We start from the raw sequence: 15,440 nt of genomic DNA, 5'->3' as shown, positions 1-15,440 counted from the left end.
GCAGCGTATCGCTGCGGGCGGTTTTTTATGCGTGGGTGCGAGAGCCGGCCCAGGCGCCAAGCCCATACCTTGATTTCGCCACCCGATCGGTGAAAAGCTCTGGGCATGGAATGGCGCGACGAGGGAATCATTCTCGGCACTCGCAAGCATGGCGAAACCAGCGCCATACTCGAGGTGATGACCCGTGTGCATGGCCGCCATCTCGGCCTCGTGCGCGGCGGTCGCTCGCGCAAGCAGCAACCTGTTCTCCAGCCCGGCAATCGCGTCGATCTCTTATGGCGGGCGCGCCTTGACGAGCATCTCGGCACGTTCCAGGCCGAGGCGATCGAGATGAACGCTGCCAGGCTGATGGACAGCGCCGTTGCCGTCTACGGCCTGCAGACCATGGCCGCGCATCTGCGACTCTTGCCCGAGCGTGACGCCCATGGCGGCCTTTACGAGGCGCTTTCCGTGATGATCGTCCATCTCGACGATCCCGATGCTGCCGGCGAACTGGTGGCGCGCTTCGAACTTCTGATCCTTGACGAACTTGGCTTCGGCCTCGACCTCAGCCAATGCGCCGCCACCGGCACAAGGCAGGATCTGGCCTATGTCTCGCCGAAGTCGGGCCGCGCGGTGTCGCGCGAAGCTGGCGCGCCATGGCGCGACAAGATGCTGGCGCTGCCCGCCTTTCTGCAACGCGGCTCCGGCCTGCGCGGAGATCCAGCCGCGATCGAGGACGCCTTCCGGCTCACCGGGTTTTTCTTCACGCGCCACGTCTATGAGCCGCGCGGTATCGAACAGCCCGATGCCCGCGCCGGCTTTCTCGCCGCCTTGCGCAAGCATCATGCGACGCGCAAGGCCATTGCCGGAGACAATGCCGCATGATGGAGGTCGAACTTTATCGGGGTCGGATTCGTCGCTCGGCGGCAAGCTCTTGGCTTTCGGTACCGAGACATGTTCCAGCCGCCAATCTGGCGGCGCGTTGAGTTTTTCAGCCGTTTAGCCGCCGTATTTGGATGTCAGTGAGATGAAACGTCAGTGAAAACTGGCCTGGTTTGGGGGAACCGCCATGTTTGAAAGCCTGATCGGGCTTGTCGCCATCATCGCCTTGTTCGTCATTATTTCGCGTCAGCAGAGCCGCATCGGTCTGATCGAACGCGAACTTGGCGCGCTGCGCAGTCTCGTCCTTTCAGGCGCCGTGCCGCCGGTGGCCAAGCCGGCAGAACAGATGGCGGCCGATGGCAAGGCCGAAGCGGCGCCGGTGCTCGCGGCCACGGCCGATATTGCCTCGCCGGCGGTGAGTGGACCGGTCGTACAGGCGCCGGCTACAGAAACGGAAGCTCCGGCTGGCGAGGCTGTGTCCGGCCCCTGGTCCACGAGCGAGGCTCCGAAGGCAGCAGAACCTGTCGAGCCGGTTGCAGCCTCCAAGGCCCCCGGCAAGCCGGATATCGAGACGGCACTCGGCACGCGCTGGGCGGTCTGGGTCGGCGGCATCGCGCTGGCACTGGGTGGCCTGTTCCTGATCCGCTACACAATCGAGGCTGGCATTTTCGGCCCCGGCGTGCGGCTCACCATGGCGGCGGTGCTTGGGCTGGTGCTGGTTGCCGGCGGCGAGTTCATACGCCGCACCGGCTTCAAGGTGCCGGTGCAAGGCGTTGCCGGCGCCTATGTTCCGGCGATCCTGACGGCGGCCGGTGCCTTCATCCTGTTCGGCACTGTCTATGCCGCCCATGGCATTTACGGCTTCATTGGCCCGGCGCTTGCCTTCACGCTGCTTGGGGCCATCGGTGTGGCGACGATCGCGGCTGCCCTGGTCCATGGCCTGGCCCTGGCCGGCATCGGTCTTGTCGGCGCCATGGTGACGCCGATGCTGATCGCCTCCCAGGCGCCCAACCCCTGGGCGTTGTTCGGCTACCTCGCCATCGTGCTCGCCGCCACCAGCGTCATCGCCCGCATGCGCGACTGGAAAGCGCTGGTGGCGGCGGCCTTTTTCGGCACCGGCATCTGGACCATTCTCTATATGACCGACGCGCCGGCTGCGAACCTCTCCTCCATCCTGTTCATCGACGCCGTCACCCTGGCCGTCCTCGCTTTTGTCTGGCTCGGTCGCCGTGATGAAATCGTCGCCGCCAGGGCCTTCGACTGGCCGTCCATCGTGCCTGCCCTGTTCGTTGCCTTCTCGGCGCTGGGCCTGTCGGTCGACCCAGCCTTCGCCGCGGCCGGCTATGCCTTGCCGGGCGCTGCGATCCTCGCGGCGATGGTGGCCGTCGCGCTTTATCGCCCGCTGGCGCTACCGCTGCTTTACGCCGCCGGACTGGCGACGGTCATGATCTATCTCGGCATCATCCCGCCAACCTCGATCGTGTCCGACTTTTCGGCCGGCGCACTCGGTGTCGATGGTTTGCCCGTGGCGACGTCCAATGCCCTGACCTTGCGCATCGGCATTGCGCTCGGCCTGGTCTTCATCGGCGCGGGCCTTTGGGCCGCCCGCAAATTCGCGGCATCTTCCTCGCTTCGATCCGCCTCATGGGCGGCATCGGGTGTCATCGTGCCGTTGGTCATCCTGCTGGCGCTCTGGTTCACCTTCGGCAATCTCGACCGCGACTTTGTCTACGCCGCCGCCGCAGCACTGCTGGTCGTGGTTTTCGCCGCCGGTGGCGAGTGGATCGCGCGCGCCGAAGAGCCGCCGCTCAAGGGCGGCATAGCGGTGTCGTTTGCCCTCGGAGGCGCGGCGATCGCCGGCCTCTTGATGCTGCACATGGCTTTCAATTCCGGCTGGACCACCATTCTGCTTGGTGCAGCAGTCATAGTGCCGGCGCTGGCCACGCGTTGGCGCTCCTACCCGGTGCTAGGCTGGATTTCGGTTGGCGCGGTGATCGCCGTGCTTGGCCGCGTCGCCTTCGATCCGACCATCGTCGGCGCCGAGTTCCTGTCGACGACACCGGTGTTCAACTGGCTGCTGCCGGGCTATGGCGTCCCGGCGCTCGCCTTTGGCTTCGCCGCCTGGCAACTCGCCCGCACCACCAATGGCCGGCCGCGCCTCGTCATGGAAGCCGCGGCGGCGCTGTTTGCGCTGCTTGCCGTCGCCATGCTGGTGCGTCACGCCATGCATGGCGGTGTCATCGACACGGGTCCGATGACGCTCGCCGAACAGGCGATCTACACGCTGATTGCCATCGGCGCCGGCGCCATCCTGGTCGCCATCGACATGCGCTCGCCAAGTTCGGTGCTGCGCTATGGTTCGATGGCAGCGGGCGTGGTTTCGGTCGCCCTGATCGTCATCCGGCACTTCGTGGTGCTCAATCCGCTGTTTACGGACGAATCGACCGGCCGGATCCCGGTCTTCAACCTGTTGTTCCTTGCCTATCTCCTGCCGGCCGTCGCCGCCGGCGGACTGGCGCTCTATGTCAGGGGCAAGCGGCCAACATGGTATTCGGCAATGCTGGCACTGGTCGCGGCGCTGCTTGCCTTTGCCTATGCCACCCTGTCGGTCAGGCGGCTGTTCAAGGGTGAGTTCATCGGCCTGTGGAGCGGGCTCGGCCAGTTGGAAACCTACACCTATTCGGCGCTCTGGCTGGTGATCGGCGTGGCGCTGCTCACCGCCGGCGTCTGGCTGAAGTCGCAGGTGCTGCGCATTGCCTCGGCCGCGTTGATCGCAATTGCCGTGCTGAAGGTCTTCCTCTTCGACATGTCGGAGCTGGAGGGCGTACTCAGGGCGCTGTCCTTCATCGGCCTCGGCGGCGTGCTGATCGGCATTGGCCTGTTCTACCAGCGGCTTTTGACCAGGGCGGCGAGGGAGGAGATACCGGTCGTCGAGCAATGACGGCAGGCGTTCAATCAAGCCGGGAATAAACCGGTACCCGCCAGCGTTATCTCATTGCTTGGGTGACCGGGGCGGTGGACCGCTTCGCGCTGGCCGCTTGCGTCGCGCCGGGAAGGCGCGTTGAATCGGGATCAACAAGGGCGATTTCAGAACCAGCGGTCATGGACGAAAAGAAGGCAGCAATCCTTGGCGAAATACCGCGCCTGCGCCGCTACGCACGCTCGCTGTTGCGCGACCGGGATTCTGCCGACGACCTCGTCCAGGACTGCCTCGAGCGCGCACTCGTGCGGCTCGACAACTGGCAGACGGGAGAAAGCCCCAGGAGGTGGCTGTTTACGATCATGCATCATTTGTTCATCGACCAGATGCGCAAGGTGAACCGTCGCGGCGAAGCGGCGATGCTGCCCCTGGAAGCGGGCGAGGCGGTGGCCCAGCCGGCAGAGCAGTTGGACGGCATCGCCTCGCGTGAGATCATCAACGCGCTGCAGGCAATCAGCCCCGATCGCCGTGCGGCTCTTGTCATGGTCGCCATCGAAGGCTTCTCCTATGCCGAGGCCGCCAACATGCTGGGCGTGCCCGCGGGCACGCTGATGTCGCGCATTGCGCGCGGGCGTGAGGAGCTGCGCGGCTTGCTGGATGACACGGCGCGTCGCCGCGCGATAAGGATCGTCGAGAAATGATCCGCCGCGATTTTTCAGAACGTGACATCCATATGGCGCTCGACGGCGAACTGCCGGCCGACGAGCGCGCCGCCTATGATGCCTGGCTGGACGCCAACCCCGAGATGAAGGCCAGGAGCGCCCGCTTCACAGCCGACCGGGAGGCGTTGCGCTCGGCCTTTGCCGGCGTGCTGGATGAACCTGTTCCCGCGCGCTTGCGCAAGGTGGTGCTCGGCGAAGCGCCGGTTAAGACTGCGGTGCCGCGCTCGCGCTGGTGGCTTGCCGCTGCCGCGGCGGTGCTTTTGGCCACGGGTGGATTTGGCGGCTACTTTGCCGGCATGGACGGCATCGGACAGGAGGACCCGGCGGAAGATCGGCTCGCCGAACAGGCGATTGCCGCCCATGTCATCTACGCCGCCGAGAAGCGGCATGCCGTGGAAGTGCCGGCCAGCGACAAGGATCATTTGCAGACCTGGCTGTCCAACCGGGTCGGGCTGAAGCTGGTGGCGCCGGACCTGACCGCGAACGGCTTCCAACTGGTTGGCGGCCGCTTGCTGCCGGCCGGCGACAGCAAGGCCGCGATGCTGCTCTACGAGGACGACAAGGGCGAGCGCATATCCCTCTTCGTCACCGCGGAATCGGTGGAGAATGCCAAGGGCACCTATGCTTCGGCGCAGGACGGCCCGCAGGCCGTCTACTGGCTGGACAAGGGCTATGGCTGCGCCGTCGTCGGCTCGCTGCCGCGCGAGCAATTGGCAGTCGTGGCCAAGAATGCCTATGGCCAGCTTCTGGCGGGTCTCGCAAGCTGAGTTGGCCGCAATTGTTCGCAGCCGGTGGCCTATCAAACAGGGATCCTGCTCAAAGCCCGCGAGCTTCCTTGCCACCGCCGAAACTGTCACAATTCGGCCCTAATCAAGGAGCGATAGCGCTTGATGAATACTGGCGCTTCGGCCGGTGTTTGCGACGCTTTTGATCGGGGCCGTTTCCGCAACGCAATCGAGGTTTTCTCAAGTCGCATGCCTGCCGAGATCCGTACGGCCCGCGCGTCTGACGTCGATGATCTCGCCGCCATCGAGAAAGCCGTTTTTTCGAGCGATCGCATTTCCCGTCGCTCCTTTCGCCTTTTCATCGAGCGCGAGACCGCTGAGACGCTGGTCGCCGAGCTCGACGGCCGCGTCGCCGGCTACGCGATCGTGCTGTTCCGCAAGGGCAGTGGGGTGGCGCGGCTCTATTCCATAGCCGTCGGTCCATTTTTCGGCGCGCTTGGCATCGGGCGCCAGCTTTTGACTGCGGCGGAGGAGGCGGCCTTCGGGCACGATCGCATGATGCTGCGTCTCGAAGTGCGCGAGGACAACGACCGCGCCATCCGCATCTACGAGCGGGCCGGCTACCGCAAGATTGGCCGCGAGCCTGGCTATTACGAGGACGGCGCGACCGCGCTTCGTTATGAGAAAACCCTGCGCGGCGACCTTCCGGTCGCCACAAGGGTGCCGTTCTACCAGCAGACCTGCGAGTTCACCTGCGGCCCATGCTGCCTGATGATGGCCATGGCCAATTTCGACCGCGACTTCGTGCCCGATCCGGTGATGGAAATCCGCCTCTGGCGCGAGGCCACGACCGTCTTCATGATGTCGGGGCCGGGCGGCTGCGAACCATTCGGCCTGGCTGTCTCGGGTTATGAAAGCGGGCTCGCGGCGGAGATCTTTGTTTCCTTCTACGGCGCGCTGTTTCTGCAATCGGTGCGCAGCGAGGACAAGCGCCGCGTGATGGAACTGGCCCAGGTCGACTTTCGCCGCCGCGCGGAACTTTACGGCATCCCGGTGAATTACCGCTCCTTCACCATCGATGACATCAGAACCGCGATATCAGAGGGAAAACTGGTGCTGGTGCTGATCAGCGGTTTCCTGATGTTCGGCAAGAAGGTGCCGCACTGGGTGCTGGCCATCGGCGACGATGGCGATCATATTCTTATCCACGATCCCTGGGTCGAGGACGAAAGGCAGGAAACCATCCTTGATGCCGCCAACATTCCCGTGCCCTACGGCATCTTCATGAACATGGCGCAGTTCGGCCGCGACGGACTGCGTGCCGCCATCACTCTGGGGAAGCGCGACACACAATGACCTGGGTCATCCTTACCGGCCGGCAGAGCGATCTCGACCAGGTGGCGACACCGCATAAGATCATCACCAATCGCGACTATCTCGCGCATCCGTCGCTGTTCCGCGGCCAGCGGCCGAAGGTCATCAACCTGTCCAACAATTACGGCTACCAGAGCCGCGGCTACTATGCCTCGCTGCTGGCGAGTTCGCGCGGCCACAAGGTCATTCCGACCGTTGAGACGATGATCGACCTGTCCGAACGCAAGCTCTACGAACATGCGCTGCCGGAACTGGAACTGGCGCTCAACAAATGCCGCAAGGATCTCGGCGGCGCCTTTCCAGCCAAGGTGTGCATCTTTTTCGGCATCGGCCCGTCGAAAGTCTGGGACCGCTTCGCCAAGCTGTTGTTCGACTGGTTCCGGGCGCCGGCGCTCGAGGTTCACATCAAGGACAGCGCCGAATGGGCTTCGATCCGCAAGATCGGCTTCCATCCGTTGGCGCGTATGACCGAGGACGAGGAAAAAAGCTTCATCCAGTGCCTGGAGACCTACACCAACCGTGAATGGCGCGACACCAAGGGGCGCACGCCGGCGCGCTACACCTTCGCCACGCTGGTCGATCCGCACGAGGAACTGCCGCCGTCGGAAATCTCGTCGCTGCGCTACTGGGCCAAGATCGCCGAAAAGATGGGCGTCGAAATCGAGCCTATCACCAGGAAGGATCTTGCCAAGCTCGCGAACTACGATGCGCTGTTCATCCGCGAGACCACTTCGATCTCCAACCACACCTATCGTTTCGCCCGCCGCGCCCAGCAGGAAGGCATGCCCGTCATCGACGATCCGCTGTCGATGATCCGTTGCACCAACAAGGTCTATCTTAACGAGCTGATGGCCTACAACAAGGTGCCGGTGCCGCCGACCGTGATGATCGCCGGCACCTCCGACTTCGAACTGGCCGCGCAGACGCTGGGCTTCCCGCTCGTGCTGAAGATCCCGGATTCGTCCTTCTCGCGCGGCGTCAAGAAATGCGAGAATCTTGAGGAACTGACACGGCTTGCGACCGAGTGGCTGGAGGATTCCGACCTCCTCATCGCGCAGAAATTCATTCCGACCGAATATGACTGGCGCGTCGGCGTGCTCGGCGGCCAGCCGCTGTTTGCCGTGCACTATCTGATGGCCAAGAAGCACTGGCAGATCGTCAACCACAAGGCCAATGGCAAGCCCGACCAAGGTGGCATCAAGACCTTCACGCTGAAGGAGACGCCGGCCCATGTCGTCGAGACGGCGGTCAAGGCGGCGCGCTGCATCGGCGACGGCCTCTATGGCGTCGACCTCAAGGAGACCAAGGACGGCGTCTTCGTCATCGAGGTCAACGACAACCCCAATCTCGACCATGGCTGGGAGGATTCCGGCGAAAAGGACGAGGTCTGGGTGCGGCTGACGCAGTGGTTCCTGGAGCGGCTCGACCGGCCGGGGCGGTAACAAGTCCACCAAGGGGAAAACATGCAGTTCATCGTGATCGAGGATTTCACCGGCTGCGACCGCAAGGATATCTACCGCCGTTTCCGCGATCGGGGCCGCCTGAAGCCGGAGGAGCTTGTCGTTCACCACAGCTGGATCGCCGCGGACATGAGCCGCTGCTTCCTGCTGGTGGAGACGGACGGCGTCACGCTGCTGCAACGCTGGGTGATCGAATGGGCCGATCTGGTCGAGTTCGAGATCATTCCGGTGGCGACGAGCAAGGAAATGGTGGCGGCCTTGAGCGGGCACCTGTGACCACGCGAGCCCGACGGGTCAACGCAGCGCCGGCGAGCCCACGGCGCGACGGCATTCCTCGATCAGCCAATCGCGGAATGCCGCCACGACATCGCGCCTGGCGCTGCGCTCGGGAATGGTCAGGCAATAGGGCTGGCGCAGTGCGATCGCCCTGGCGGCGGGCCGAACCAGCCTGCCGTCCTCCACCGCCTCGGCACAATAGACCCCTTGCGCCAGTGCCACACCCAGCCCCGAAATGGCGAGGTCGAGGGCGGCGCGCGACGAGTTGGCCGACAGGCCCCGCTGCGCCGCCCGGCCAGGTTGGACACCTTCAGCCTCGAACCAGTTGCGCCAGGACGGAAACGAGGCGCCGGTTGGTCCCCAGTCGGTGTGGATCAGCGACAGCCCGGCGAGCGGACCGGCGTCCGCCTTGATCGCGCTGGCAAGCCTCGGTGCGCAGACCGGATAGACGGCGTCCCGGGTGATGTCCTCGGTCGGGTGCTCGCGATAATGCGGACCGTAGGAGAGCCTGATGTCGATCAGTTCGCGGTCGAACGGCACCGGGTCGTCGTCGCCGCGCAGCGAGATGTCGGCGGCGCCGTGGCTTGCGACGAAGCCCGACAGACGCTGCGAAAGCCAGCCCATCGCCATGGAAGGCGGCACCGACACCACCAAGCGCGGGCGGAAGGCATCGCCGCCCAATTCGCGCGAGACACTGCCGATTTCGTGGAAGGCCATGGTCAACCGAGGCAGCATCTCCACGCCGGCCTCGGTGAGCACAACCTTGCGGTTGACCCGATGAAACAGCTTGCGCCCCATCTGTTCCTCGACGGTGCGGATAAGCTGGCTGACGGCGGCCGCCGAGACCGAAAGCTCTTCCGCCGCCGCAGCAAAACTGCCCGTACGCGCCGCGGCCTCGAAGGCCTGAAGTCCTTTGAGCGATGGAGATGTGACCATGATCGCCATATAGATAAGATGAACTTATCCAAATCGCAGGAATCGTCGTTTTTGGAAAGCTTTTTCACCAACTAGAGTGGGTCTTATCAAATCGCCAGCCTGGATCGAAATCGATGGACCATCGCGACATCATCGCGTCACTTACCCCGGAGGAGCGTAGTCGCCTGACCGCCAAGTCCAATGCTGTGGGTCTCGTTCAGCTCGGCGCCCATTGGGGAGCGATAGTGATCATTGGATCGCTGATCGCCGCGAAAGTGCCATTCTGGCCGCTGCTGATGCTGCCGCAAGGCATCCTGATCGTCTTCCTGTTCACGCTGCTGCACGAGACGGTTCATCGCACGGCCTTCGACACGCAGTGGCTGAACGATGCCGTGGCGCGGGTGTGCAGCCTGGCGCTGGCGCTGCCGGCCGACTGGTTCCGTTATTTCCATTTCGCCCATCACCGCTTCACGCAGGACCCTGAAAACGATCCGGAGCTCGCCTTTCCCAAGCCGGAAACGCTGCGGCAGTACCTCGTGCATGTTTCCGGCATCCCGCTGTGGTGGGGCCATCTCAAGACGCTCTACGCCAATGCGGTTGGCGGCAGCCAGGAAAGCTATGTGCCGCCGAAAGGCCGACCCAAGGTGCGGGCCGAAGCGCGCGCCACGATTGCCTTTTACGCCGTCGTTCTTCTGTTCGCCGTCTATTTCCGTCTCTCCGTGCTTCTCTATGTCTGGATCATTCCGGCTCTGCTGGGGCAGCCCTTTCTGCGCCTCTATCTGCTCGCCGAGCACGGCCGCTGTCCGTTCGTGGCCAACATGCTGGAGAATACGCGAACCACGCTGACCAACTGGGTGGTGCGCAAGCTGGCCTGGAACATGCCGTTCCATGCCGAGCATCATGCCTATCCGGGCGTGCCGTTTCACCAATTGCCGCAGTTTCACGCGCTGATCGAGCGGCATCTGAAGGTGGTCGAGCCGGGCTATGTCAGCTTCCACGAGAAATACGTGGAAACGCTGATCTGACCTTGCGCCTACGCTATCAGCCGGTCTGGCTGCGTAGCGCACGCGCCTTCAACAGACGCTGGATGTCCGCCGCCTTCGAGGGGATACCGATCAGATAGCCTTGCGCCTCTTCACAGCCATTGTCGCGCAGCATGTCGAGTTGCGCCTCGGTCTCGACGCCCTCGGCGGTGACGACAATGCCAAGCTCGTTGCCGAGCCCGATAATGGTGCGGACGATCGCCGCCGTGTCGCGATTGCTCATGTCGCGGATGAAGGAGCGGTCGATCTTGATCTTGTCGACCGGGAAACGCCTGAGATAACCGAGCGAGGAATAGCCGGTGCCGAAATCATCCAGCGCGATGCGGATGCCGAGATCGCGCAATTGGCGCAGCGTCTTCAGCACGGTTTTGCTCTCGTCCATCAACACGGTTTCTGTGATTTCCAGCTCCAGCTGTCCGGCCGGCACGCCTGAAAAGGCCAACGCCGAGATGACACTGCGGGCAAACCCGCCGCTTTTGAGCTGCACGGCCGAGACATTGACCGCGATGCGCAAGCCGGGCGGCCAGCTGGCCGCCGCCGCGCAGGCCTTCCTCAGCGCCCATTCGCCGAGCGGCACGATCAGGCCGGTCTCTTCGGCGACGGGAATGAACGCGTCCGGCGCGACGGTGCCGCGCGCCGGGGAATGCCAGCGCATCAAGGCCTCCGCGCCGATGATCTCGCCGGAGGCGATGTTCATGATGGGCTGGAAATCGAGATCGAACTCCTGACGCGGCTGTGCGGCCTCGAGGTCGACCTCGAGAGCCCGCCGGGCCTGCACTATGGCGTCCATCGCGGGCTCGAAGAAGCGATAGAGGTTTCTCCCTTCGCTCTTGGCCCGATAGAGCGCCGTATCGGCGTTTTTCAGCAGCGTGTCGGCGTCCCTGCCATCTTCAGGGAAAACAGCGATACCCAGGCTGATGCCGATGTGCATATCTCGGCTCCTGTCGCGAAACGGTTTTGCGATGGCCTCGGCGATGCGCTTCGCCAGTTTTTCAGCATCGGCGACGCCCCTTGAGTTGAACTGCATGACGACGAACTCGTCGCCGCCGAAGCGGGCGACGACGTCAGTCTCATTGCGCAGGCAACGCTGCAGCCTTTCGGCGACGCTTTTCAAGAGCCAGTCGTCGGCGGGATGTCCCCAGGTGTCGTTGATCGCCTTGAAGCGGTCGAGATCGAGCGAGAAGATCGCCAACGGCGGTGCCGCCGCATCCTCCAGCGCCTGGTCGAGCCGCTCGCGAAACATCGAGCGGTTGGGCAGTCCGGTCAGCGTGTCGTGATGCGCAAGATGGATCATGCGCTCTTCGGTGCGTCGACGTTCGGTGACGTCGTCGAAGGTCACCACCCAGCCGCCGCCGCTCATCGGCTGGCGCGTGACCAGGACCGTCCTGCCGTCGGTTAGATAACGATAGGCCGAGTGCATTTTTGCCGCCGCCAGGCAGGCCTCGGTCTTGGCGACTTCGCTGTCGACGTCGATCTTCTGGTAGATGCCGAGTTCCAGCAGTTTTTCGAGCGCGTCGCGATGCGTCGTCCCGAGCGGAAAGTCCCCCGCGGTGACGTTGTAGAGCTCCAGAAAACGCCGGTTGCGCACGATCATCCTGCCGTCGGCGTCGTACATCAGCAGGCCTTGCGACATGTTGGCGAGTGCCGCGTCGAAACGGCGATGCTGCTCCTTGAGGTCCTGCTCGGCGCGCCGCTGTTCGGTGATGTCCTCGTAGATCGAGACCCAACCGCCCACGGCCAGCGGGCGGTGCGAGATGTTTATGATGCGACCGTCCGACAGCGTCTCTTCGTAGGTCGAGGGTTTCGCCTGGTCGATGTAGGGTTTGCGGATGGCATAGAGCTCGTCGGCGCTTTGCGAGGCGATGCCGATGTCGACGCTGTGGCGCAGAATGTCGATGAAGCGGATGCCTGGTCGTACCAGCTTGGCGTCGAGGCAGAAGATGTTGAGGTAGTTGCCGTTGCAGATGATCATGCGTTCGTCGGCATCGAACATGCACAGCCCGTGCGACATGTTCTCGACAGCGGCTGAAAAGCGTTCGTTCTGTTCGCGCAGCTCGTCTTCCATGCGGCGAGAGCGCTCCACGCCTTCGGGCGCCCGTTGCGGGACGATCGAACCATCCTTGACGTCCACGACGGGCATGAGGCGCGCCTGCGGTGCGTGATCGAACACCACACTGTTGCCGTTTCCGGTTAATTTAGCGTTCTCTACCCTACCGCCGACGTTGCAACTGGATGCCGCGACTTCTCAAGCGCCGAAAACCGCCTCAGGAAGGCATCTTGCGCCCAGGTCACCGAGCGTGGTGTGAAATCGAAGCGCTCGGCGGAGAAACCGCGCGGACGGCCGAAGAATTCGGTCGCCTCGGCGGTCGAGAAGCCGGCCAGCAGCGTTGCCTCGAAATAGGCGGCGATCTGGTCGGCGCGTTTGATGTCCCTGCGCAGTGCCGCGGCCGGTTCGGGAGGCAGCGAAAAGCGCTGATGGATGGCGCGCTGCAGGCGCAATTCGCAGTCCTTGTAGCTGCCGCCCATCACCGACTTGAACGGCGAGATCATGTCGCCGATGACATATTCAGGCGCATCGTGCAGCAGCGCGGCGAGCCGGTCGGTGGCAGAAGCCTGAGGCACCAGATGATTGAACAGGGCTTCTACCAGCAGCGAATGCTGGGCGACCGAAAACGCATGCTCGCCGCTGGTCTGGCCGTTCCAGCGGGCGACGCGGGCGAGCCCATGGGCAATGTCGGAAATCTCGATGTCGAGCGGCGAGGGGTCGAGCAGGTCGAGCCGACGGCCGGACAGCATGCGCTGCCAGGCGCGCGGCGGCGCACCGGTGCGGTCCGCCGCCATCAGGCTTCCTCCGCGCTGACGGTTTCCTGCGGAAAACTGAATTTGGCCCAGGCGGGAATGGCGAGCCTCACCGGAACATCGCCGGCCAGGATCGGCTGGCCAGCGTCCAGCGCCGCCTTGACCCTGTCGATGCGGGCAATGGCAAGCCCGATGTCGCCGGCGGTCGAGCCGAGCGTGCCGACCGGCCGGCCCTCGACGGTGAGTTCGGTGCCGGAGGCGGGCAGGGCAAGCCCAGCCTGCACGATCAGCACACGTCGCCTGGCGGTGCCGCGATGCTGCATGCGCGAGACCACTTCCTGGCCGACATAGCAGCCCTTCCTGAAGCCGACGCCGCCGGTCTCGTCGAGAAGCACGTCATGCGGGAAGGCGTCGCCCAACGCATAGTCGGCACCGCTCTCCGCGATGCCGTGGGCGATGCGGAAGGCCTTCCATGCGGCGATTTCGCCGGCATCCGCAATGCCGGCATAGGTGCGTGTGACGCTTTCCCTGGCAAAGCGCCTGTCGGCAAACGCGGTTGAATCATTTTCTGAGGCGATTGACTCTTTTCCCCACGCAACAGCGACAAGCGACTGTTCCGACTTGGCAATCTCGACCTTGGCGCGAAGCTTGTAGAGTATGAGCCGGCGCACGAAATCATCTGCAATGTCGGCTCGGCATTCCAGCCGGAAGGCGTTTTCGCCGGCACGCGAGATCAGGAAGTCGAACAGGATCTTGCCTTGCGGCGTCAACAGCGCGCCCGGCTTTGCTTCGCCGGCGCCGAGCGTATCGAGATCGGTGGTCAGGATGTTTTGCAGAAAGTGCTCGGCATCCTGGCCGGAGACGGAGATGAGCGCGCGGTCTTTCAGCAGGGCAAAGGGCATGGGGAGGATAAAAGCCTGATCTTGCAAAACGGTTGGCCATTACGTAAGCCGCTGACACTCCCCCCGCAAGAGAGCATGGCCATGACCTACGACCTCATCCTGACAGGCGGCACAGTGGTCAACCATGATGGCGAGGGGGCACGTGACGTTGGCGTGAAGAACGGACGCATCGCCGCAATAGGCGATCTCCGCCAGGCCTCGGCCGGCGAGACGATCGACTGTCGCGGCCTGCACATCCTGCCGGGCGTCATCGACAGTCAGGTGCATTTTCGCGAGCCGGGACTGGAGCACAAGGAAGATCTGGAAACCGGCTCGCGGGCGGCGGTGCTTGGCGGCGTCACCGCCGTGTTCGAGATGCCCAACACCAACCCGTTGACCACCAGCGAGGCAACGCTGGCCGACAAGGTTCGGCGAGGCAGCCACCGTATGCATTGCGATTTCGCGTTCTGGGTCGGCGGTACCCGCGACAACGCCAGGGATGTCGGCGAGCTCGAGCGGCTGCCGGGCGCCGCGGGAATAAAGGTTTTCATGGGTTCGTCCACCGGCGACCTGCTGGTCGAGGACGACGAAGGCGTCGCCTCGATCCTGCGGAACACTCGCCGCCGTGCCGCCTTTCATTCGGAGGACGAGTTCCGGCTGCGCGAGCGCCTTGGCGAACGCATCGAGGGCGACCCGTCATCGCATCCGGTCTGGCGCGACGAGACCGCCGCCTTGCGTTGCACCGAACGGCTGGTGCGCATCGCGCGCGACGTTCGCGCCTGCATCCATGTCCTGCACATCTCTACCGCCGAAGAGATCTTGTTCCTCGAACAGCACAAGGACGTCGCGACCTGCGAGGCGACGCCGCATCATCTGACGCTCAGCGCCGACGACTATCTCAGGCTCGGCACACTGATCCAGATGAACCCACCCGTGCGTGACTCCCGCCACCGCGATGGCGTCTGGCACGGCATCGCGCAAGGCATCGTCGACGTGCTCGGCTCCGACCACGCACCGCACACGCTGGCCGAAAAGGCAAAACCCTATCCAGCCTCGCCCTCGGGCATGACCGGCGTGCAGACGCTGGTGCCGATCATGCTCGACCACGTCAACGCGGGCCGGCTGACCTTGCAGCGGTTCGTCGACCTGTCCAGCCACGGCCCGCAGCGCATTTTCGGCATGGCCAGAAAAGGCCGCATCGCCGCCGGCTACGACGCCGACTTCACGGTTGTCGATATGAAGCGGCGCGAGACCATCACCAATGCGCAGGCCGGCTCCAAGGCGGGCTGGACGCCCTATGACGGCAAGGAAGTCACCGGCTGGCCGGTCGGCACCGTCATTCGCGGCCGCCGCGTTATGTGGGAAGGCGAAATCGTCACACCGGGCCAGGGCAGGGCGGTGGAGTTTTCCGAGGCCCTTGTCGTCTGAGCTTCCCTATCCCCTACAAGCAGGAGCAAGCCG

At 64.1% G+C, this 15,440-nt stretch carries 13 protein-coding genes; 9 read left to right on the top strand and 4 right to left on the bottom strand.

The window, feature by feature from the left end:
• Positions 1-105 precede the first annotated feature (105 nt).
• The 7 genes from recO to D3242_RS19960 all read left to right on the top strand — a co-directional run bounded on the left by recO (position 106) and on the right by D3242_RS19960 (position 8,341).
• Positions 106-867, top strand: a complete 762-nt coding sequence (gene recO / locus D3242_RS19990; RefSeq protein ID WP_019857205.1) for a DNA repair protein RecO — start codon at positions 106-108, stop codon at positions 865-867.
• A 184-nt stretch (positions 868-1,051) separates the two neighbouring features.
• On the top strand, positions 1,052-3,805 hold the full coding sequence (locus D3242_RS19985; protein WP_064985011.1) for a DUF2339 domain-containing protein: 2,754 nt from the start codon (positions 1,052-1,054) through the stop codon (positions 3,803-3,805).
• A 161-nt stretch (positions 3,806-3,966) separates the two neighbouring features.
• Positions 3,967-4,485, top strand: coding sequence for an RNA polymerase sigma factor (locus D3242_RS19980; RefSeq protein WP_038645651.1), 519 nt, complete (start codon positions 3,967-3,969; stop codon positions 4,483-4,485).
• Positions 4,482-5,273 carry an anti-sigma factor family protein gene (locus D3242_RS19975; protein WP_038645654.1) on the top strand — a complete coding sequence of 264 codons (792 nt, stop codon included), beginning with the start codon at positions 4,482-4,484 and terminating at the stop codon, positions 5,271-5,273. The genes D3242_RS19980 and D3242_RS19975 overlap by 4 nt, the downstream gene beginning before the upstream one ends.
• Positions 5,274-5,480: 207 nt before the next feature.
• Positions 5,481-6,587 (top strand): peptidase C39 family protein, encoded by a 1,107-nt coding sequence (locus D3242_RS19970; RefSeq protein WP_038645656.1) that lies wholly within the window; start codon positions 5,481-5,483, stop codon positions 6,585-6,587.
• Positions 6,584-8,047 carry a RimK family alpha-L-glutamate ligase gene (locus D3242_RS19965; protein ID WP_019857210.1) on the top strand — a complete coding sequence of 488 codons (1,464 nt, stop codon included), beginning with the start codon at positions 6,584-6,586 and terminating at the stop codon, positions 8,045-8,047. Before D3242_RS19970 ends, D3242_RS19965 begins: the two co-directional genes overlap by 4 nt.
• A gap of 21 nt (positions 8,048-8,068) precedes the next feature.
• Positions 8,069-8,341 (top strand): DUF3303 domain-containing protein, encoded by a 273-nt coding sequence (locus tag D3242_RS19960; RefSeq protein WP_064985009.1) that lies wholly within the window; start codon positions 8,069-8,071, stop codon positions 8,339-8,341.
• An 18-nt stretch (positions 8,342-8,359) separates the two neighbouring features.
• Here D3242_RS19960 and D3242_RS19955 read toward each other — a convergent pair whose 3' ends face one another.
• Entirely contained in the window at positions 8,360-9,277 is a 918-nt protein-coding gene (locus D3242_RS19955) for a LysR substrate-binding domain-containing protein (RefSeq protein ID WP_027046664.1), read from the bottom strand.
• Positions 9,278-9,390: 113 nt separating this feature from the next.
• On the opposite strand from D3242_RS19955, the gene D3242_RS19950 reads away from it, so the two are divergent.
• Positions 9,391-10,281: a fatty acid desaturase family protein gene (locus tag D3242_RS19950; protein ID WP_038645658.1), complete on the top strand. Its 891-nt coding sequence runs from the start codon at positions 9,391-9,393 to the stop codon at positions 10,279-10,281.
• Positions 10,282-10,297: 16 nt separating this feature from the next.
• Here the strand turns inward: D3242_RS19950 and D3242_RS19945 are convergent, their stop codons facing one another.
• The 3 genes from D3242_RS19945 to ygfZ form a co-directional block, all read right to left on the bottom strand.
• Positions 10,298-12,439: a putative bifunctional diguanylate cyclase/phosphodiesterase gene (locus tag D3242_RS19945; RefSeq protein ID WP_064985101.1), complete on the bottom strand. Its 2,142-nt coding sequence runs from the start codon at positions 12,437-12,439 to the stop codon at positions 10,298-10,300.
• Between the two features lie 65 nt (positions 12,440-12,504).
• A complete protein-coding gene (locus D3242_RS19940; protein ID WP_019857215.1) occupies positions 12,505-13,140 on the bottom strand; it encodes a YfbR-like 5'-deoxynucleotidase in 636 nt (211 codons plus the stop codon).
• On the bottom strand, positions 13,140-14,000 hold the full coding sequence (gene ygfZ, locus D3242_RS19935) for a CAF17-like 4Fe-4S cluster assembly/insertion protein YgfZ (RefSeq protein WP_038645660.1): 861 nt from the start codon (positions 13,998-14,000) through the stop codon (positions 13,140-13,142). The genes D3242_RS19940 and ygfZ overlap by 1 nt, the downstream gene beginning before the upstream one ends.
• A 75-nt stretch (positions 14,001-14,075) precedes the next feature.
• On the opposite strand from ygfZ, the gene D3242_RS19930 reads away from it, so the two are divergent.
• Positions 14,076-15,407 (top strand): dihydroorotase, encoded by a 1,332-nt coding sequence (locus tag D3242_RS19930; protein WP_064985007.1) that lies wholly within the window; start codon positions 14,076-14,078, stop codon positions 15,405-15,407.
• Positions 15,408-15,440 lie beyond the last annotated feature (33 nt).

It is taken from the genome of Mesorhizobium jarvisii, from assembly GCF_003601985.1.
Lineage (GTDB): Bacteria > Pseudomonadota > Alphaproteobacteria > Rhizobiales > Rhizobiaceae > Mesorhizobium > Mesorhizobium jarvisii.
The sequence above is the reverse complement of the archived record's forward strand: the minus strand, read 5'-3'. Positions and strand labels throughout refer to the sequence as shown.

Coding starts and splice junctions, on each gene's coding strand:
- recO (WP_019857205.1), top strand. CDS start 106: ATGGAATGGCGCGACGAGGGAATCATTCTCGGCACTCGCAAGCATGGC.
- D3242_RS19985 (WP_064985011.1), top strand. CDS start 1,052: ATGTTTGAAAGCCTGATCGGGCTTGTCGCCATCATCGCCTTGTTCGTC.
- D3242_RS19960 (WP_064985009.1), top strand. CDS start 8,069: ATGCAGTTCATCGTGATCGAGGATTTCACCGGCTGCGACCGCAAGGAT.
- D3242_RS19955 (WP_027046664.1), bottom strand. CDS start 9,277: ATGGTCACATCTCCATCGCTCAAAGGACTTCAGGCCTTCGAGGCCGCG.
- D3242_RS19965 (WP_019857210.1), top strand. CDS start 6,584: ATGACCTGGGTCATCCTTACCGGCCGGCAGAGCGATCTCGACCAGGTG.
- D3242_RS19945 (WP_064985101.1), bottom strand. CDS start 12,439: ATGCCCGTCGTGGACGTCAAGGATGGTTCGATCGTCCCGCAACGGGCG.
- ygfZ (WP_038645660.1), bottom strand. CDS start 14,000: ATGCCCTTTGCCCTGCTGAAAGACCGCGCGCTCATCTCCGTCTCCGGC.
- D3242_RS19980 (WP_038645651.1), top strand. CDS start 3,967: ATGGACGAAAAGAAGGCAGCAATCCTTGGCGAAATACCGCGCCTGCGC.
- D3242_RS19930 (WP_064985007.1), top strand. CDS start 14,076: ATGGCCATGACCTACGACCTCATCCTGACAGGCGGCACAGTGGTCAAC.
- D3242_RS19950 (WP_038645658.1), top strand. CDS start 9,391: ATGGACCATCGCGACATCATCGCGTCACTTACCCCGGAGGAGCGTAGT.
- D3242_RS19940 (WP_019857215.1), bottom strand. CDS start 13,140: ATGGCGGCGGACCGCACCGGTGCGCCGCCGCGCGCCTGGCAGCGCATG.
- D3242_RS19970 (WP_038645656.1), top strand. CDS start 5,481: ATGCCTGCCGAGATCCGTACGGCCCGCGCGTCTGACGTCGATGATCTC.
- D3242_RS19975 (WP_038645654.1), top strand. CDS start 4,482: ATGATCCGCCGCGATTTTTCAGAACGTGACATCCATATGGCGCTCGAC.